The sequence below is a fragment of the Pedobacter sp. 01N310 genome, assembly GCF_056399805.1.
This window is the reverse complement of record NZ_JBFTSB010000002.1, coordinates 618,987-639,435: the sequence shown is the minus strand read 5'-3', so window position 1 is coordinate 639,435 and position 20,449 is coordinate 618,987. Positions and strand designations below refer to the sequence as shown.

Annotated in this window: 12 protein-coding genes; 1 reads left to right on the top strand and 11 read right to left on the bottom strand. The window is 38.2% G+C overall.

The annotated features are described in order from the left end of the window. The 11 genes from AC1DNH_RS08250 to surE all read right to left on the bottom strand — a co-directional run. A partial coding sequence (locus tag AC1DNH_RS08250) for an IS110 family transposase (protein ID WP_477580565.1) occupies positions 1-950 on the bottom strand: 950 nt, incomplete at its 3' end. Positions 951-1,203: 253 nt separating this feature from the next. Beyond that, on the bottom strand, positions 1,204-2,190 hold the full coding sequence (locus AC1DNH_RS08245) for a basic secretory protein-like protein (protein WP_477585088.1): 987 nt from the start codon (positions 2,188-2,190) through the stop codon (positions 1,204-1,206). A 276-nt stretch (positions 2,191-2,466) separates the two neighbouring features. Beyond that, positions 2,467-3,348, bottom strand: a complete 882-nt coding sequence (locus AC1DNH_RS08240) for an ROK family protein (RefSeq protein ID WP_477585087.1) — start codon at positions 3,346-3,348, stop codon at positions 2,467-2,469. Positions 3,349-3,416: 68 nt separating this feature from the next. Continuing rightward, the gene (locus AC1DNH_RS08235) at positions 3,417-5,684 is read right to left on the bottom strand and encodes a GH92 family glycosyl hydrolase (RefSeq protein ID WP_477625300.1); all 2,268 of its coding nucleotides are present in this window, start codon (positions 5,682-5,684) and stop codon (positions 3,417-3,419) included. A gap of 100 nt (positions 5,685-5,784) precedes the next feature. After that, positions 5,785-8,229: a glutaminase family protein gene (locus tag AC1DNH_RS08230; protein ID WP_477625299.1), complete on the bottom strand. Its 2,445-nt coding sequence runs from the start codon at positions 8,227-8,229 to the stop codon at positions 5,785-5,787. A 273-nt stretch (positions 8,230-8,502) separates the two neighbouring features. Next, positions 8,503-10,143, bottom strand: coding sequence for a RagB/SusD family nutrient uptake outer membrane protein (locus AC1DNH_RS08225; RefSeq protein WP_477609943.1), 1,641 nt, complete (start codon positions 10,141-10,143; stop codon positions 8,503-8,505). Positions 10,144-10,154: 11 nt separating this feature from the next. Next, on the bottom strand, positions 10,155-13,178 hold the full coding sequence (locus AC1DNH_RS08220; RefSeq protein ID WP_477625298.1) for a SusC/RagA family TonB-linked outer membrane protein: 3,024 nt from the start codon (positions 13,176-13,178) through the stop codon (positions 10,155-10,157). A gap of 334 nt (positions 13,179-13,512) precedes the next feature. After that, complete coding sequence (locus tag AC1DNH_RS08215; RefSeq protein ID WP_477609425.1) at positions 13,513-14,517, bottom strand: LacI family DNA-binding transcriptional regulator; 1,005 nt, start codon at positions 14,515-14,517, stop codon at positions 13,513-13,515. Between the two features lie 246 nt (positions 14,518-14,763). Then, on the bottom strand, positions 14,764-15,876 hold the full coding sequence (lpxB, locus tag AC1DNH_RS08210; RefSeq protein WP_477609427.1) for a lipid-A-disaccharide synthase: 1,113 nt from the start codon (positions 15,874-15,876) through the stop codon (positions 14,764-14,766). Positions 15,877-16,026: 150 nt separating this feature from the next. Continuing rightward, a complete protein-coding gene (locus tag AC1DNH_RS08205; protein ID WP_029276189.1) occupies positions 16,027-16,299 on the bottom strand; it encodes a hypothetical protein in 273 nt (90 codons plus the stop codon). Positions 16,300-16,311: 12 nt separating this feature from the next. Continuing rightward, positions 16,312-17,157: a 5'/3'-nucleotidase SurE gene (gene surE / locus AC1DNH_RS08200; protein WP_477584943.1), complete on the bottom strand. Its 846-nt coding sequence runs from the start codon at positions 17,155-17,157 to the stop codon at positions 16,312-16,314. Positions 17,158-17,379: 222 nt separating this feature from the next. Between surE and AC1DNH_RS08195 the strand changes: the two genes are divergently transcribed. Beyond that, positions 17,380-20,313: a M16 family metallopeptidase gene (locus tag AC1DNH_RS08195; RefSeq protein WP_477625297.1), complete on the top strand. Its 2,934-nt coding sequence runs from the start codon at positions 17,380-17,382 to the stop codon at positions 20,311-20,313. Positions 20,314-20,449 lie beyond the last annotated feature (136 nt).

The following is a 20,449-nucleotide window of genomic DNA, read 5'->3' as shown; positions in this document are numbered from 1 at the left end:
TTAACAAGTGAGAACATCCTTAAAATCAGTTTGAACTTCACATTGTTTAAAACAAGATTATAGCCTTTGGTCTTTTGTTTACGTTCTGCATAAGCTGATATTTCGGGATCATGTTGCATAGCAGACTTTGCGGCCTGATTGAGTTCCTGTTTTAGTTCCTTTTGTGCCAGATAACTCACCTTTGGCTTTCCCTTGATAGTTGTTCCAGATGTATTTCCGAATGGTATTACCCCCACGTAAACTGCATACTTCCTTGCGTCTGGAAAAGATGCAAAGTTTTCCGTGTAGGCGATCGTCATCCAGGCATTTACCTTGCCGATACCCTTTATGCTGCTTATTATACGATAATTTTTAAGCATCTCTCCATCCTGCTTGATAATAGAGGCAATCTCAGCCTCTATTTCGGACTGATGCTTCTGGTCTGCCTTTATCTTTGAGCGGATTATCTTGCTGATCTTATCGTCCTTGCCGGTTGAAAACATGTATATCCTTTCTTTTAAAGTACTTTCCAGGCCAGCCTTTTCCCTTACCAGTCTTTTCCGAAAGGAAAGCAGCTGCCTTAGTATAAGAATATTGTTGTTCAATGGCCGGGATGCCTCCAGGCGCTTGATCTTATCCTCACCATACTGACCTATGCGGAAAGAATCATCCTTGTCGTTTTTTCCGCGTACCATGCCCATTGAATTTTTGATCTCCAAACCAGATAGCCTGGTATAGGCAATTGATTGCGATTCCAGAAACTGGATAAAACGGTACTCATAGCCGCCTGTAAATTCCATAACAACCAGTACTTCTTTAAGCTCAATTGAATTGGTTCTGCACCACTTTTTAAACATGGCAAATCCTTTACTATGGTTATCGATCTTAATATGCAGCCTGCGTTCTGCACAGCTGATATCCAGTGTAAGTTTTGATACATCTACTCCTAAAATAACATTCCAGTTTCCCATACGTTTATCTTTTAGTATATTTAAATAAACTGTCTTTTGCCGATCACCTTTGATAGTTCAAAGAAAGTATTCTAGCTAGGCCAAAGGCAGGGACTAATACGACCACAAGTTCTGTGAACTAGAGATGACGGAAGTTCACCCTGCCTTTTATTTAAACGCTTACCAAGCTTTCTTCTTGTAATACTATTTACAAGAAGAAAAATCAGTCCGATAAACCAAAGGAGATGACGGCCGTTCCATGTAGATCAATTTCTTATTTTTTGCTGCTGTAAGTAAGGCTTACCTTTTGTGGTTCTTTGCTGTAATCTTCCCATAGCTGGTCGACAGTTTTTCCGGTTAAGGCTGCCCAAGATTCCTCCTTGTATTGATGCGCTCTTAACTGTTGATCTAAAGTAGCAATTAAGCCAGGTTTCACATTTTGCTCTAACCATGCAAAAAACCTCGCGGTAATACGATAACTATTTTTATAACCCTGCTTTGCATTATAATCTGGCAAACTCCATTTCGAGCCTACATTATCAACACCATATTTATAACGTACATAATCGGCAATACCTTCGGTTAGCCAAACCGGACCAGCACTATAGCCATAACCCTGAACAATGTGCATGGTTTCGTGCGTTACCACATCAATATCGGTTGGATGTGCTTTTTTCATGTAAGCAGCACTAAACAAAATTCTATTTCCGCTTGCTTCTGCAACTGCTTTGTAAGCTGTATCCACCACAAATAACACATCGTGGGTAGATTTATCGTTAAATGTTTTAACCAGGGTTGGGTAGATTTCGAAATAAGTAGCAATTAACTTCTTTCTTACGGTCGGATCTAAATTTGGATCTTTGCTGATAAATGTTAATTCATACCCTTTGTGTTTTTCTTTACTGTAAGAAACCCAGTTTTTTGAGAGTGCAGAAAACATTTCCTTTTGGATTTTCTCTTGAGATTTGTTTTTAACCCATTGGCTGTTTACTTTAATTTCTCCAGCTTTAGCCTGTATTGTTGATGTTTCTTCCGTTACCAAATCTAACATTACATCTCTTTTGGTACGGTATCCATCTGCCTGGGCAAATTTTGGATAAACCTGAAAAAAAGCAGCCTTTAGTTTGTCATCCACGATAGCATTTGTTACGCTATCTTTATCATTGATGGTAATCTTGTATTCTCGTTGCCCCCGGTTTTGAGCAAAAGCCTTTGCCCCTAAAAAAGAAGCCAGTGCAATGACTAAAAGTTTCTGATTCATTTGTTTGTTGGTGTGTATTTTTAATTGAAATATTTTAAAAATCTAAAAGTGATTTAACGTTATACTAAAACGTTTTATTAAGCAATAATAAGCATAATATCGCAGATGAAAAATTAATTCCTTTTTTTGATAAATTAAGGCAAAAAGATCAATAATAAAATATACGAATAACAAACAGGATTGCCACGAAAAAGGGCGTTATGTGGTAGAGCAAGACAAAAGAGGAGCAGACTGCGGGACTAATTATGTAAGTCATCACCCGCAGTCCTCTCCTTATTAAGTTAAGCTTAAATCGCAGCAACTTGCAGCACCAATCAACGCTGCATGTTCTTTAAGCTCGGATATTTTTATTTCCGTGTCGATGTCGTTACCTTTTAAGGTTGCGATCAACTCGGGTGCAAAAGCACTAAAAGATTGCGCAATATTACCACCAACAATTACAGTATCTATTTTGTGTTTCTTAATAATAGGAATCAAGAACTGCGCGAGGTTATAACCAAATTCCATAAATACCCGGGTGGCAAAATGATCGGTTTCTACCATTTCCACCAATTCTTTCACGCCATCTACCGTTTTGCCGCTAAGCTGGTTAAAACGTTTTACGAACCAGCGAGTAGAAAGGTAATCTTCCGCAATTCCGTCTAAAAATTCGGAGTTCCAGAGGTCAGCATCAAAAGCTTTATCATTATAATTGAGACAAAGCGATGAGCCGAGGCCCGTACCAAGCGTTAAGCCCAGCACACTGGCATTTCCTTTGGCAGCGCCAGCAAAAACCTCACCTTGTAAAAAACCTGCTGCATCGTTTATAAAGTGAATATTCTCTACAGGGATATCCAGTCGTTTAGCCAGCTCTTCTTTTACATTGATCTGGTAAAGTGATTTAAACTTATCCTGGTCTTTAATTAATGAAATGCCTTCACTATAATTAAAAGGACCAGGCATAGCAATTCCAACATTCCGGGCACCGTTTTTAATATTTTTAAAAGCCTTATTGATGATATCGCACCATGCCGATAAAATCACTTCTTTACTCTCCTGCGAATTCACAGGGCTACGTTTGATGGAATCCTTCACCAAAGTTCTCGTTTCTAAATCCACCAATGCGGCCGTAATATGCGAGCCGCCAATATCTACACCTAATGCAACAGGCTTTTCCATTCTATATATATTTCTGTTATCTATTCTTTATAATCTGAATTAATTCGCCAAAAGTAGCAATTCAATATCTATTTACTGATTGAAAATGGCTTATCTTCTTCTAATAATCCTCTATTTAACGAAGGTTTAACATTCATCTCTAATTTTAACACCCCTCCTTTTAACAAATCGTTATGGTTTATAAAATTTTTAGTATAATTTTTACCATTTAAGCTTGCCGATTTTATATAAACATTGGCAGCATTATTGGCGGGTGCCTCAATCACGAATTTTTTGCCGTTTTCTAAATTAATAGTCGTTTTTTTAAACATTGGGCTTCCTAAAACGTACTCCCCAGTACCTGGCGTTACGCTGTAAAACCCTAGTGCGCTTAAAACATACCACGATGAAGTTTGCCCCTGGTCTTCGTCTCCAGGATAACCATTTTCTGTGGCATCGTACAGTTTATGCATCACCTTACGGGCATAAAATTGTGCTTTCCAGGGTTGGTTGGCATAATTATACAAATACACCATGTGCTGTATCGGTTGATTTCCATGTGCATATTGGCCCATATTGGCCATTACCATTTCGGTCATTTCATGGATCATCCCGCCATACGAACCCACATTTACTTTATTAGGTTCGCTGAAAACAGAATCGAGCTTGGCGATAAAATTGCTTTTCCCGCCCATCAAATTAATTAAACCTTTGGTATCTTGAAAAACCGACCATTGCCAATGCCAGGCATTTCCTTCGGTGAACGGGCCTCCCCATTCCGTTGGGTCGAAATTTGGCGACCATTTTCCCTCTGCGTTCCTACCCCTCATAAAACGGGTAGAAGGATCATAAACATTTTTATAATTGAACATGGGTTTCTCAAAAACCTTCATATAATGCTTATCTCCAATCATTTCTGCCAAATGGTAAGCGCAATAGTCATCGTAGGCATACTCTAGTGTTTTGGCTGTAGCTTCTCTGTATTTTGGATAAGGCACATAACCCAATTGGTTATATTCTGTTACACCATCCCTACCATTTGCAGGACCCCATGGCCCCTTATTCATCGCTTCGTGATAATAAGCATCCAGCGCCTTTTTCGGATCGAACGTTCTGATTCCTTTTGCCCAGGCATCGGTTAACAAAGAAATAGCGTGATTACCAATCATACTTCCAGCTTCGCTGGGAAAAGACCACGATGGCAACCAACCACATTGCTCATAGGCATCGAGCATGGCCTGCATATAACGACCGTGCATTTCTGGTTGCACCAGTGTGTTTAGTGGAAATTGCGCACGGAAGGTATCCCAGAAACCCGTATCGGTAAACATATATCCATCATGCACTTTACCGTCATACGGACTAAAGTAATATGGTTTTCCGGCTTCATTTATTTCATAAAACTTTCTGGAGAACAGGCTTGCCCTAAAAAAGCAAGAATAAAAAGTTTCCATATCTGCTTTAGATCCGCCTTCTACTTCTATCTTACCGAGCGATTTATTCCACACCGCAGCAGCATGGGCTTTGGTATCTTCTAAGGTCTTATCATTGCCCAGTTCTCTTTTTAAATTGAGTTCGGCTTGTTGTAAACTGATATAAGATGAAGCAGTTTTCACCTGCACCTTTGTACCAGATTCGAACTGTACAAATGCACCTTTTCCCAATCCTTCAGCTGAAATAGAATCTTTTGCAATGGTATTACGTTTATTCTCCCAAGTACCGTAAGACTTAATCGGTTGATCGAACTGGATTACGAAATAACTTTTCCAACCTCTTTTAAAACCTTCGCCATTGTTTACCCAGCCCGTTATTTTATTTTCTTTAGGATAGATCTGAACACCACTTAATCTGTTGTACCCGTCTAAAATTAAAAAGCTTCTTTTGCCTTTTGGATAGCTGAACCTGAGGTGTGCGCCACGCTCTGAAGGTGAAATTTCGGTGGTAATATCATTTTCGAATGTTACCTTATAATAGTTTGGTTTAGCAATCTCATCCTGATGACTAAATTTAGTTTCGCGTTTATCTTCATTTACTATCAGGTCATCAACCATTGGCATTAAAGAAAATACCGCATAGTCTCTCGTCCACGAACTGCATTGATGCGCTTGCTGAAAACCTCTGATTTTATCTTTAAAATACTGATATTTCCAACCATCGCCATTTCTACCGGTTTGGGGTGTCCAGGTGTGCATGCCAAATGGCAGTGCCGTTGTTGGGTAGGTATTGCCCCTGGTGAGTTCGTGCTTAGAATTTGTGCCCTGAAGTGTGTTAACGTAGTGCACCCAATCTTTCTGCTGCGCCAGTAAACCTTTGGCAGCAAGGCAGCATAAAATGGATGCGATTAATTTAAATTTCATTTGTTTGTGTGTTTATTCTTTCCAGCTGATATAACCAAAACCAGGCTGTGTATTTGCATTTGTGAGCGCAGTTATGAGCTTACAAACGTTGATTATATGATTATTTAATATTCCATTTATCGGCTAACATCTTGATGAAATAACCGCCAACAACACTTCTTGCCTGAAAGCCTGTCATTTTCCCATTGGTAGTTTCATGCCAGTCGCTCAATGGCACCTTACTCTCCGTTTCGGTTGCAAAACGATATATCGGACTTACAAATTTTTGAAAATCGGCTTGGTTATCAGCCAAGGTAGCTGTCCACATAATCCAGTCAGATTTGGTGTAAGTTCTACGGCTGTCCAACGGTAATCCGAAATCTTTTTGTTTGGTTAAATAAAAGTTGATTTCCTTTTTGTATACTTCTTTAGGAAAAAGATCAAGTTTTAAAAGTTTGTCCCAAACGAGGTTGTACTTCTGGCTCCAGGTATTTTTATCATTAAAAGTTAAAGCGTAATGATCGCCATCATCGGCAAGTTTCATCCAGTTCTGGGCCATCTGTAAGGCAGCTGTTCTATATTTTGTAGCTACATCGGCCTTGCCTAATAATTGCGCCATTTGTGCATAAGCGCCTAAAGCTACAATGGCTTTTACCGATAAATTCGAATTCCGGGCCAAATGGCCAGCAAAATCGTCCGTACATAATTGATTGGCCGGATCGAAACCTTCTCTTAGCAGATAGTTTGCCCATACAGACATTACCTCCCAATGTTTCTCGGCATACTTTGCATTTCCCTCTGCTTTGGTTATGGCAGCTGTTAAGATGATCATATTACCGGCTTCTTCTACAGGCATATCTTCACCATAGGTTTGGCCGTTGGCTAAAGGATAAGTACCTAAATCGTGTGCCGCAAATGGTTTCTTCCATTTTCCGCTTTCTGAGTAATAGAAAATGCCATTCAACATTCCTTTTAGCAATTCGGGATTGTACACTAAAAATTGTGGTGCTGATGGATAAGTTACATCCACTGTATTGATTGATCCATTACTAAAATTTTCTTTCGATAGGAACAGGATATCACCATTTGGTGCATATACAATTTTGTGCGCCGCAATAGCCTGCCTATAAGCCAGTTTACATAGATCTGCATATTCTTTGCCACCTGCTTTTTCAGCATCGGCGTATAGTTTGGCATCAAAAATGGCACACTTGGTTTTTAATGAAGGGTATTGGGTATTCGCCTCGGCCAGCTGATCTTCGAATTGCTGTGAACCAGTCTGTCGCCAAACCGGCTGTAGCTTTTCGCCAAAATATTCAACCGATTTTAGGTCATCATAGCCCAACATCATATATTTATCTACCGGGCTTGAAGAAACCGAACCGAAAGGAATAATACTGCTTAGGTTCAGGTTTTTCGAATTTAAAACCTGTGTTTGTGTTGGATATTTGGAATCGACGAAACTTTTTAAGCTTTCGTTCTGTGTAGCTATAAACTGAGTGGCATTAAACTTAGCGGGAACGGCCACATATAAATAGCCCCAATCGATACGCAGATCATCGCCCCGTTTCTTTAATACTGGCTGTTCTACAGTCCCTGTTTTTAAGATGGAGAGATTGTTTTTCGAACGCTTCCACGCCGATACACTTTGGTTTGGTGTATTTACAGCCAGGTTTGATGATGCGCCAAAGAAAATATCAACACTATGCGGCTTGGCATCAGTAGATTTTACGGTGTAATTGATATAACTGATTGGCCTGGCGGTTAATTTAATATCATTGAGTAATAATGGAGAGGTAAAAGCTACCTGTAGTTCTACATGGCCACAGCTAAAAGTATATTTGGTAGTGGTAGCCTGAATGGATACATTGGTTTGAGTGGCGGGAGTAATTTTTACATTGTCTGCAGCTTCTTCTACAAGCCCGGCATCTAAATGCCTGCCACCGGCTGTATTTTTACAATGTATGGCCAATACATTTTTTCCTGTTTTTAAAATCCCAACTTCAATTGGCACATAAATATAATCAGAAACCCATCCATTCTTTTTATAAATTACTTTCCCATTTAAATAAACAATTACATTATCATCGTGATTGAGTTTCAGGTATTTTTTTGCGGCCGATACATTGTCTACATCGAAGGTCCTTCTAAAATAAAGATCATCGCTATTCCATTTTGTTTTGGCAGAATTATCGTCTCCAAAAGGGGCTTCGGCTTTTTTCCAGCTATTATCGTTATAACTGTTATTTTCCCAACCTGCTTCAGGTTTGTCGAAACTGTAGCTGGCCTGGTATTTTAATGCATCGGCAGCAGGGAGTATTTCTTTAAAGGTTTTGCTTTCCTCACCCAAAAACCGGTAAAATTTACCATCTACTTTTATAATGCCCAGTAAAGATTGCTCCTTGCCTGTCCAATGTTTAGTTACCGATTGGTTAAGCCCATCGCCGAAAGACCAAATACTGAAATATGCATCATGTGTAATTAAGGGATAAGCGGGTGCTTTATCTTGTGCTTTTGTAATTAAATTAAAAAAAAGACAAAGTGCTACTAAGGAAAGTTTTCTCATAAATTAATATTTGGTTCATTAATAAATCGTTTTACCTAATTTTATCGCTCAACTTTCTAATTCTGATCACAGAAAAACGAAAAAATGACCGCTAGATTAAATGGATTATTGGTGCTTGGTAGTCGATTAAAGTAAAACGTTTTACTAATTCAATATTAGTAAAAAAATGTACATCTTTTACCCTTTAAATCCGTAACATATAGGTTACAAAGATTTGGTCAAAAAATAACCAAAAAAGGTGCCCAATTTTGGACACCTTTTTTTGGTTACGAATTAGTAGCCTGGATTTTGAGTTAGATTTCCGTTCAGATCTCTTTGTCTTTGCGGAATTGGATAAAGTGCTTTAGTTGCGGTAGATGCAGTGTGATCCCACCAACTACCGGTTGCAAATTTACCAAAACGGATTAAATCATCTCTCCTCATTCCTTCGAAAATAAATTCTCTGCCTCTTTCAGCCAAAAGCTCATCTAAAGTTAAACTTGTTGTAGTGTAGGCACGGGTGGCAAAATCTGCCTCACTAAATGCACGTTTTTTACAATCGTTAATTAATTGAACAGCTTCTGCTGTAGCTACGCCCCCATTTTTACGCATAATCGCTTCTGCTTTAGCAAAATAAATCATCGTTAAACGATAGATATTCCAATCGCCATTGTTGTAATTCGGATCAATTGACGGAACACCACCAGGGCCCGCAAATTGGTTACCCAATTTATATTTGTTAAAACGGACACCTGAGTTCTCTTCGCCTTCGCTCATATTACTTACTGTAGAACCCGTTTTATTTTTACGGATGTTATCTACAAAAGTCAATTGCGATCCATTATACTCTTCTGATGCCAGAACTGGTTCAGCTGGAGCAGCAAATTGAAACATTGGTCCTTCTAAAAGCCATCCTCTTTTTCTTAAGTCAGCATCTTCGTAGGTAGTAAAAACGCCAGGGATTAACACAATACCATCGTTACCGTTTCTGCCACCACCATAAATCTGTTGTTGCTTAAAGTGATAGAACTCTCCCGGCCAAGATGGTTGAAAGTTAGCTATTGAATAATTATAAGCAATAGAGAAAATAACTTCTTTAGACAGGTCGTTTGTGGTTTTAAACTGATCGGTAATATTTGGATCTAATCCCATTGTGCCATTTTGGGCACCTCCATCTCCAGCTATCAGTTTATTTGCAGCAGCAATACAATCATCCCAGCGTGGTGTACCGGTCCAAACCTCAGCATTTAAATAAAGTTCGACCAACATGGCATAAGCTCCTGCCTGGCTCATACGGCCGAGCATACCACGCGATAATTTAGGCGCTTTATCAATGTTTGTTTTAATTTCTGATTCAATAAAATTGAATACGTCTTTACGGGATTTTGTTTCTGGTTTTGCGGGAGTACCTACTTGTGTAACCACAGGAATATTACCGAACAAGTCCATTAATTTTAAATAATGAAATGCTCTTAATAGCTTCAATTCTGCAATAAAGGCTTCTTTTTCAACTAGCGTAATCCCCATTTGCGAAATATCACGTTTTTCGATATTCTCAATAGGGTCATTACATAAACCCATGCCCCAAAACATTAAAGACCATGCGTTGTTAATTCCGCTTTCATCTGTCGTCCAGGTATGGTAATGTAGTCTTTTCCATTTACCGCCATCTTCGCCATGACGTCCTTTTGTTGGCCATGCTAACTGATCTCCTGAAAGTTCAGCTAAGCGCCACCAGCCATCCTGACCAGATGGGGTAACCCATGCGTTTGCGTGCGTATAGGGCCTTAAAACCGCCGATAAAACCTCAGCTTTATTATTATAGAAGTTATCTGTCAATAGCTGATCATAAGCATTTTCATCTAACTTGGTGCAGGCATTTGTAAGCAACAAAGTACCTATGAGCAAACTACATATGATTGATTTATTTTTCATTTTTTTAATCTTTAAAATCCAACATTTAATCCAAACAAGAAAGTACGGGTACTTGGATAAGCACCACTGTTATCTACACCTGGCCCAGTACCAGTATCTGCAATGAAATCTGGATCGCTACCTGTGTAACCAGTAATGGTAGCTAAGTTTTGTCCAGTTGCATAAACACGCATGTTTCTAATTAATTTGGTTTTTAATTTGAAATTATAACCAATGGTTACTTCATCTAATTTAACGTAACTTCCTTTTTCCAAATAGTAGTCAGAATACATATAGGTATCATTGATTTGGCTGTATTTATCGAAAGTACTTGACAATAAGTTACCAGACCATGTTTTATTTGCATAAGAAAGTGCATTTCTGTTTAAGATATCATAATCGAACTTACCTCTTAAGAAAACACGTAAATCAAATTGCTTGTATCTGAAATTATGTGCCATTGATGCGTAATACTTAGGAATCGCATTCCCGATCATTTGTAAATCTGTTACGTTTTTATCTCTGGAGTTATTGATCTGTGCGTTTGGTACAGCCTGGCCGTTTCTGTTGTAGAACAACCATTTACCATCAGCAGTAAAACCAGCGAATTTTTTGCCCCAGAATTCACCTAAAGCACCTCCTTCATAAGTTACAATAGCATCTCCTAAGGCACCAGCACCACCAATTCCACCAAACGTTTTGTATAAAATTTTATACTCATCATTTGAATAAGAATCCAAAGTGTTTTTTAGTGTGCTCGCTGTTGCATCAATATCCCAGCTAAAATCTTTGGTATTAAATGCAGCATAACTTAATGCAAGCTCAATACCTTTTGAAGAGATTGTACCTACGTTAGTGTAAATTGAGCTTTGAACAAATGGAGGTTGAGGAGAAGTATAGGTATCCAATAAATCTTTAGTGGTACGTTTAAATAGGTCTAATGTACCGGATAGTTTACTTTTTAATAAGCTAAACTCTAAACCGATGTTACTTTCTTTTTTAGTCTCCCATTTAAGGTTTGGATTTGGATTTCTATTAGGTCCATAAGTTTCAAGATATTGTCCGTCCGGATATAAATATCTACCACCGCCACCAAGAGTTACCCTTGATGCATTGTTTGCAAAACCACTGTTACCTGTCTCTCCATAACCAACCCTTAATTTTAAATTGTTAACCCAGGTGATATTTTTCATGAAATCTTCCTGAGTAATGTTCCAGGCTCCTGAAACTGCAGGGAAGTTGCCCCATTTATTGTTATCACCGAAACGAGATGAGCCCTCTCTTCTTAAAGTAGCAGTCAATAAATATTTACCATCGTAGTTATAGTTAATCCTACCAAAGAAAGCGATTAACGTGTTATCATTTTTACCACTGCTCATCGAAGCTTTACCAACACCCAGAGCGGCACCTTGGCCTAAGTTATCCTCGTGGAATAAGTCGTTTATAAACCCACGGTTAGATGCACTTGAGCTCTCCTCCATGAAATAACGATAACTATATCCTACCAAAGCAGTTAAATTGTGTTTCGATGCAATTGTTGTATTATACTGCAAAGTTGGCTCTACAGCCCATGCCTGCGATAAATAATCACCTTTATAAGCATAACCACCACCTGGAAAATCTGTATTTTCCAATGAGTTTTCGCTTGCTTTAAGGCGGTATTGCCCATCGTTACGGTTATCGCGGGTTACAGAACCAAAAATTGAACCTTTTAAACCTTTTACAATGTCTAAATCAGCTTTAATATCTGCAGAACTGGTTTGTTGTTTACGGTAAGAAGTTTCTTGAGCCAAACGGGCAAACTCGTTGGTACTGGTTAAATCGAAACGATAAGTTCCGTCTGGATTGTAGTTGGATAAAGTAGGGTTTTTGGTTTGCTCACTTTCCCAGCCGCCGCCACCAAGTAAGTTGGCTTTGTTAAAGTTAGTTACCAGGTTCGCCTGAATTTTTAATCTGTTGTCTAAACCTGTTTGGTTAATGTTAAACCTTAAAGTATATTCTTCGCGACTATTTTCTTTTGCAATACCTTGTAAATCGCGATAGTTAATACTTGCTCTATAGCTCGTTTTATCAGTGCCACCACTAAAGTTTAAGTTGTGGTTTTGAGTCAGGTTATCATGATTGATTAACTGGTCAACAAAATCAGTTTCACTTCCAAAATTTTGTTGTTTAATCTCGCCTGAGGCAATTTTCGCTTTATAATCTGCCGGCGACAAGAAATCTAACCATTGATTATAATATTCTTTTCTGGCGTAACCAGAATAGTTGAATTGAGGAGGGCCGGCTTTACCTTTTTTAGTGGTAATTAAAATTACCCCTGCATTGGCACTAGAACCGTAAATTGCAGCTGCAGAACCATCCTTTAAAACGTCGATTGATTCGATATCATCTTGTTGCAATAAATCTGGATTACCGCCAGGAATTCCATCGATTACAAATAACGGACTTGAGCTTCCCGTTACTGTAACTACACCACGAAGCTGAACACTAACACCAGAGTTTGGATTTGAACCACTACGTGTGATGTTTAAACCAGCAACCTTACCTTGGATAAGGTCTAATGCATTTCTTGAACCACTTTGTCTGAAATCTTCAGCACCAACGTGCGCAACTGCTGAAGTTACCTCCTTTTGCAATTGGGTGCCGTACCCAACAGCAACAACAGTTACTTCCTGTAGGTTTGTATTTTTTGATACCGCAAATTTTACATTGATAACTGACGATTGGCCAACAGTTATATCCTGTGTATCGTAACCAACGTAAGTAAAACGAAGCACCTGCCCGGCATCGGCCTCGATAGCAAATTTTCCATTAGCATCGGTAAGGGTTGTTCTACCGGTAGCTTGATTTTTGATACTGGCACCTGGAACTGGCAGGCCACTATCATCTACCACTGTTCCGGTAACATTTTTTTGCGCCTGAACCCGCCCATAGAGCTTGTTATCATTCAAGAACCTCCGGGTACCTTCCCACTCCAAATTCATTGAAAACGCCGGACTATTTAGCAGCACAATGGCAGCAGACAGTCCCGTAATTTTGAGTAAATTAATTTTCATTAACGGTTTTGTTTTAATTATAAATGATTAGTTTTTGTTTCTGGTATTATTTATCTGCGAAAGCGATGGCCAGACAGGCTAAGTGTCTGACGTTTTCTATTATCTTATTGTTTTGAAGATTTGATTGGACAAACAGAAAAAATCCCAACGAGAAGATCTATCCCTGTAGCTAATACAATCCATTAAAATTCAGTAGAGAACTGCTGTAATACTCATAAAATTAGTCCGGCTATGCTAAAACGTTTTAGTAGATCAATTATAGCAATTTTAAATTATAATAAAACGTTTTAGTAAGTAAAAAAAATATTACAATCGAGTGAGGGATGATTTTTTTCTAGTCTCTAATGACTAAACGGGCGGGGATAATTACCTCTTCAGCAGGTGATTTACCTTTTGAGGAAAGTTGGTTTAAAATGAGTTTAATAATGGTTTCAGCTATTTCTTCCAGGGGTTGTTGGACAGCAGAAATACGGGGGGTGTGCAGTTCGAATGCTTCATGATCATCATATGCGATAACTCCTAAATCATCTCCTACTTTTTTATTGATTTGTTTTAGCGCTTTTAAGCCACTAATCGCTAAATAATTGGTTGCAAATAACACTGCATCGATTTTTTTATTTTCGAAGAGTTCTTGAATCTGAGCAATCGTTTCGCCTTCTTCCTGGTTAAAGTGGATCTTTAAAACCAGGTTGTCATTATATTCGATCCCATTATCTTCCAATGCTTTTTTATAACCATCGTATCGCTCTATAATTTGTTCCACATTTATATCAGTGGTAACCAAGGCTATATTCTTTTTACCCTGATCGATAAAACTCTGTATGGACTGGTGCGAGGCATTAAAATGATCTGCTCCAACATAACTGGTATTAATGTCTGACAAATTTCTATCGAACAGGATTACAGGGTTTCCATCATCCAGGAGCATTTGTATATCTTCTTCTATTCCTTTTATTGGAGAAATGATATAGGCATCAACTTTTCGCGATTTGAACATGTTGATCAGTTCCTTTGCTTTGTCGATGCTGTTTTCTGTACTGGAATAAATAATTTTATAGCCTCTTTTATAGGCTTTATCTTCGATTAACCTTGCAATCCTCGAGAAGAATGAATTGGAAATATCTTCGATAATTAAGCCGATGATATTGGAGTTACCAGTTCTTAAGCTTCTTGCAATCTGATTAGGCTTATAACCGCTTTCTTCGATAATTTTTTCAACTTTCTCTATTACTGCCTCGCTTATCGATTTCTCTTTTGCTTTACCGTTAATAATGAATGAAACTGTGGTAATGGATACATTTGCTTTTACGGCTATATCTTTAATAGAAAGCGATTTCATCTGGTTGGATTTCTTTAAGTTAATCAATTCAAAGCTAAATAAAAATTGCAGCTTTTAAATTTTTGCCCATTATAAAGACGCAATTTAACATTTTTTATGTTAATCGTTTTAGAAACACTTGTTAAAGGATGGTTCAATGTAAATATGAAAGCTTAAAACAACAAAAGGCACCATTAAAGCGTCTTTTGTATCAAAATTAATATCCTGTATAAATAAATAAGTTCATAATCAGGCCCCTCTATCCTGTTAAATTGTTTTGTGCAGATAGGTCGTAATTAATCTGGCCGTTTTTGCCGAAGCGCCGGGTTTTCCCATAAGTAAAAGCAACTCATCATAATGTTTTAACATCTCACTCCTGCCCTCCCCTGTTAAGATAATTTTGAGTTCTCCGTTCACCTTTTGGGTGTTACAATCTTCCTGGATAAGTTCGGTTACAATCTTCTTGTTTACAATAAGATTAACCAATGAAATAAACTTAATTTTCACCAACATCCTGGCAATGGCAATTGAAATGGTTCCGCCCTTATAAACAACCACTTGTGGCACTTTAAACAAAGCAGTTTCTAGCGTAGCTGTTCCTGAAGCTACAATTGCAGCATGCGCATGGTGCAATAAATTATAGGTACTGTTAAAAAGCAGATGAACTTTTTTATCTCCCGTAAACCGGCGATAATAACTTTCGGTAAAGGTTGGTGCGGCTGCTATGGCGAAAATATAATCGGGATGGTTTTCGGTAATGCTCAACATCACCGGGAGTAAACGTTCTATTTCCTGCTTGCGGCTACCAGGCAACAGGGCGATAATTTTTCCATCTCCTAATTGATGGTTTTCGCGAAAATTTAGATCTGGAGTAAATTGCGCAATTTCGTCTAATAATGGGTTGCCTACATAATCTACCTGCATGCCCCATTCTTTGTAGAAATCTACTTCGAAAGGTAAGATGCAGAACATATGATCGACAACCTTTTTGATTTTCAGCACCCGTTTTTGGTTCCATGCCCAAACTTTAGGTGAAATATAATAACATACTTTAATACCATTGGCCTTTGCAAACGCTGCTATTTTTAAGTTAAATCCCGGAAAATCGATCAGGATCAGTACATCGGGCTTCCATTGTAAAATATCGTTCTTGCAGGCTTTAAGATTTTTGAAAATGGTCCTTAAATTTAGAATTACTTCTGTAAAGCCCATAAAAGCCATATCAGCATAGTGTTTAACCAACTCGCCACCTTCGGCCTGCATTTTATCACCCCCGAAATACCTGAATACAGCTTCGCCGTCCTCAGTTTTTAAGGCTTTCATTAAGTTGGCGCCATGTAAATCGCCTGAGGCTTCTCCGGCTACGAGGTAGTACTTCATATTTTCTTATGTTATAACAAAGTCGTCATTGCGAGGAGGCACGACGAAGCAATCTTTATGCTATTGTCTATCCCTTAATTCTCCGTTGTTCTGGAAAGATTGCTTCACCCAGCTCACCATCCCCTTCTTCAGTTCGCAATGACGCCTGTTTTAAAAAACTTTATAAGCAAAAAATACAAAAGCGCATAAAAACGTTGCGGCCAATATACCCCTGCCAATATTTTCTTTATTGTATTTAAAAAAGTATTGCATGGTATAGGCATTTATTGCAATACCACCAATATATAACAAATCTGCTTTAGCAAGGGAAGCAACATGGGTAATGATGTACCAGGCAATGGAACAAAATATTGCCGGCACAAGCAAACCAATGCCCAAACCTATCCATACAGAATTATTTAATCTTTTCAATCGATCAATCATAATGGCAAGCGCTTAACCTAAATTTATGCCATCTGGCGCTGAAACTTTAGTGCCGGTACTTGTAGATTTAGCAGCATTGTTGCCAATAAAATCCCAACTGTTTATTGCTTGTATCGCATGGTGTGCCGTTAAATCAAACTGGACCGGGACAATAGAAATATAATTGTTTTCCAATGCCCAAACATCGGTATCTTCTCCTTTATCGAAATTTTCAAAAACACCGGTTAGCCAATAGTATGGTCGTTTGTAAGGATCAGTTCTTTCATCAAATTCTTCCATCCACTTTGCATTGGCCTGACGGCAAACTTTAACGCCTTTTAGCTGATCGCCTTTTGGGAAATTCACATTTAAAAGGGTTCCTTCTGGTAAACCATTCACCAAAACCTGCTCACAGATGTTTTTAATGTATTTTTTGGTATGACTAAAATCGGCATCGGCTGCAAAATCATCTAAAGAGAAACCAATAGAGGGGATTTTTTCTATCGCGCCTTCCACCGCTGCAGACATGGTACCTGAATAAAGTACATTAATCGAATTATTTAGTCCATGGTTAATTCCTGAAACGCATAAATCAGGTTTTTTACCTTTAAAAATCTTATTTACAGCAATTTTAACACAATCAACCGGGGTTCCACTGCATTTGTACATTTCTACACCGGCATAAAGATCAACCTTATCAAAACGGATCGGTTTACCTATGGTAATGGCATGCCCCATTCCGCTTTGCGGACTATCTGGCGCAACCACCACTACATTGCCCAGCTCCTGCATTACCTCCATTAAATTTTTGATGCCTGTAGCTGTAATGCCATCATCATTTACAACTAAAATATTTGGTTTTGTGCCCTGCTTTGTCATGTCGGTAAAAATACAGATTATAAATTCAAGGCACAATAAAGCATGGTTTATATGCAAAAATCATTTATTCCTAGATTTTTAGTTTTGAAATCAAAATTATTTCATTCCCTGCCAGAAAGCATATATATTTGGATAAATAACTTATTAAAAATGAAGGCTGTATTTGAGATCACGCTTAAACCAACAGGTACGCACTCATTATCATAAACCAAAACCAATTCAATGAAATTCAAACTATTTACTTTGGCTTGTTTTCTATTTACAGGTGCTTTAGCGAAGGCGCAAACAACCTATCAATGGAAAACAGGAACATCTGGTGGCTTTAGCTACAGGTATGTAACCAACGATCCGACCAAAACACGTTTTTATACACTAAAAAACGGTTTGACAGTAATTTTATCCCAGAACAATAAAGAGCCAAATATTACCTATAAAATGGCGGTAAGAGCGGGCAGTAATACCGATCCGCGTACCAATACCGGCCTGGCGCATTATTTAGAACACCTTTTATTTAAAGGAACGGATAAATTTGGAACCTTAAATTATGCCAAAGAAAAACCACTTTTAGATAAGATCGAGGCACTTTACGAAACATACAACAAAACTACCGATCCGGCTAAACGTAAAGAGATTTATAAAGAAATTGATAAAACTTCGGGCGAAGCTTCTAATTATTCTATCGCAAACGAATACGATAAAATGATGAAATCGATCGGGAGCAACTCTACCAACGCCCACACCTCGGTAGAAGAAACCGTTTACGAGGAAGATCTTCCATCAAACGCCATTGATAAATTTTTGGCCGTACAGGCAGAACGTTTCCGCGCCCCTGTTTTCCGTATCTTCCATACAGAGTTAGAAGCTGTGTACGAAGAAAAAAACATCGGTATGGATAACGATGGCCGTAAAATGTATGAGAAAATGCTGTATGCTTTGTTCCCAACACATAACTACGGACAACAAACCACCATTGGTACCATTGAACATTTAAAAAATCCATCTTTAATCGAAATCAGAAAATATTACAACAAATATTATGTGCCTAATAATATGGCCCTAATTATGAGTGGCGATATTAATTATGATGATTTAATTAAAAAAATCGATAAAGATTTTGCCTTCATGGTTCCAAAACCATTTTCACTCTACAACCCTGCTCCAGAAAAACCATTAACGCAGGTTCAAACGGTTGACATTTACGGTCCAAGTGCCGAAAATTTATACGTTGCCTATAGAGGTTTTGCTCAAAATACACACCAAAGCTTACTACTGGATTTAATCGGCAGCATTTTAGCCAACGGTAAAGCGGGTTTAATGGATATCAACATCAATAAACAGCAAAAAATGTTGAGGGCAAGCGCTGGTTATAACTCGATGAAAGATTATGGAATCTTCATCTTATCTGGCTCACCTAAAGCCGGACAAAGTTTAGAAGAAGCGCAAAAATTATTGTTAGAGCAGGTAGAACTCCTTAAAAAAGGCGAATTCGACGAAAGTTTGATTAAAGCAACTGTTGCAAACATCAAATTGGCAGAGTTACAAAGTTTCGATAATAACGATGTGCGTGCAGATTTCGCGATGAATGCCTTTATCCAAAACCGTGGTACGGAGTGGGATAAAACCCTGGCATCAACCGATGCAATGGCTAAAGTAACCAAAAAGGAAATTGTAGATTTTGCCAATAAATTTTTCGTCAACAACTATGTTTCTATCTTAAAACATAAAGGCGAAGATAAAAGCATCGTTAAAGTAGAAAAGCCAGCCATTACCGCGGTAAAAACCAATGTTAATGAGGTTTCTCCATTTACGAAAGACATTATTGCTGCACCGGTAAAACCCATCGCCCCTAAGTTTTTAGATTATACCAAAGATCTTAATTTCGGTAAAGCAGGCATTGCTGATGTAATTGCGGTTCAAAACACCGAAAACGGAATTTTCCGTTTAGGCTACCGTTTTGATGTGGGCTCATACAACTATAAGTTGTTGCCTTATGCTGCTCAATATTTAGCGTTCTTAAGTACTGATAAATATTCGGCAGAGGATATTAGTAAAGCATTTTACAACATTGCCTGTAGCTATAGCATAAACGTAGGTACCGATGTAACTACAGTTTCCATCAGTGGTTTACAAGAAAACTTTGATAAAGCTGTTGCCCTGGTAGAAGATGTATTGGCAAATTGCAAAGCAAACGAAAAAGCCTTAGAAGATTTAAAAGGCCGTTTGTTAAAATCGAGAGATAACGCAAAATTAAACAAATCATCAATTCTTGGTGGTTTAATGAGTTATGCACAGTATGGTGCCGATAATCCTTTCAATTACGGATTAAGCAATGATGAGATCAAAAACATGAAATCGGCAGATCTGATCTATATCTTGCACAACCTAACCAATTACAAACACACCATTACTTATTATGGCCCTAAAACTTTAGCAGCATTTTCTGCTGATATTGTAAAAGCACACCCATTGGCTAAAGAATTTACAGATACGGCGCCAATTAAGAAATTTGTATACACCAAAACCGATTCGAACAAAGTTTACTTTGCCGATTATGATATGGTGCAGGCAGAAATCCGTTGGGTACGCAATGGTGGCTTGTACGATCCGGCCAATGCAGCAAAAATCGCCTTGTTTAACAACTATTTTGGCGGCGGCATGGGCTCAGTAGTATTCCAAACCATCCGCGAATCTAAAGCTTTGGCTTATTCTACCTTTGCAGTATATTCTTCTCCAAATACCAAAGAAAAAGAAAATACCATTATCGCTTATGTAGGTACACAGGCAGATAAAATGAATGAAGCAGTTGCCGGTATGAATGAGTTATTAACCACTTTACCAGAGTCTGATAAATCATTTGCATTATCAAAAACCAACTCATTAAACGGCTTAGAAACCAGCCGTATTACCAAAGATGGAATTATCTATAGCTATTTGGCAGATAAAAAATTAGGTTTCGATCATGACTCAAGAGTTGATGAATATGCGAACTTAAAACCATTAACTTTTAATGATGTAAAATCGTTCCATCAAACCAATCTTTCGGGCAAACCTTACAACTATTGTATCGTGGCTTCAGAGAAAAAAATCAACATGGCCGATTTAGCAAAATTCGGCCCGGTAACTAAATTAAGCCTGGAGCAGATTTTTGGATACTAATAAGGTTGAGGGTAGGAAGGCGGAGGGTTTAAAGTGAAAACCTGATGCTTTAATATCAAAATTACTAGCGATTCTCGGAAACGGGGATCGCTTTTTTTGTTTAGTTCATTGGCTATTGATCATTAGTTGTATGGTA

Bases quoted from the DNA above. Each gene is read 5' to 3' on its own strand.
- AC1DNH_RS08245 (WP_477585088.1), bottom strand. From the start codon at position 2,190: ATGAATCAGAAACTTTTAGTCATTGCACTGGCTTCTTTTTTAGGGGCA.
- AC1DNH_RS08240 (WP_477585087.1), bottom strand. From the start codon at position 3,348: ATGGAAAAGCCTGTTGCATTAGGTGTAGATATTGGCGGCTCGCATATT.
- AC1DNH_RS08235 (WP_477625300.1), bottom strand. From the start codon at position 5,684: ATGAAATTTAAATTAATCGCATCCATTTTATGCTGCCTTGCTGCCAAA.
- AC1DNH_RS08230 (WP_477625299.1), bottom strand. From the start codon at position 8,229: ATGAGAAAACTTTCCTTAGTAGCACTTTGTCTTTTTTTTAATTTAATT.
- AC1DNH_RS08225 (WP_477609943.1), bottom strand. From the start codon at position 10,143: ATGAAAAATAAATCAATCATATGTAGTTTGCTCATAGGTACTTTGTTG.
- AC1DNH_RS08220 (WP_477625298.1), bottom strand. From the start codon at position 13,178: ATGAAAATTAATTTACTCAAAATTACGGGACTGTCTGCTGCCATTGTG.
- AC1DNH_RS08215 (WP_477609425.1), bottom strand. From the start codon at position 14,517: ATGAAATCGCTTTCTATTAAAGATATAGCCGTAAAAGCAAATGTATCC.
- lpxB (WP_477609427.1), bottom strand. From the start codon at position 15,876: ATGAAGTACTACCTCGTAGCCGGAGAAGCCTCAGGCGATTTACATGGC.
- AC1DNH_RS08205 (WP_029276189.1), bottom strand. From the start codon at position 16,299: ATGATTGATCGATTGAAAAGATTAAATAATTCTGTATGGATAGGTTTG.
- surE (WP_477584943.1), bottom strand. From the start codon at position 17,157: ATGACAAAGCAGGGCACAAAACCAAATATTTTAGTTGTAAATGATGAT.
- AC1DNH_RS08195 (WP_477625297.1), top strand. From the start codon at position 17,380: ATGAAATTCAAACTATTTACTTTGGCTTGTTTTCTATTTACAGGTGCT.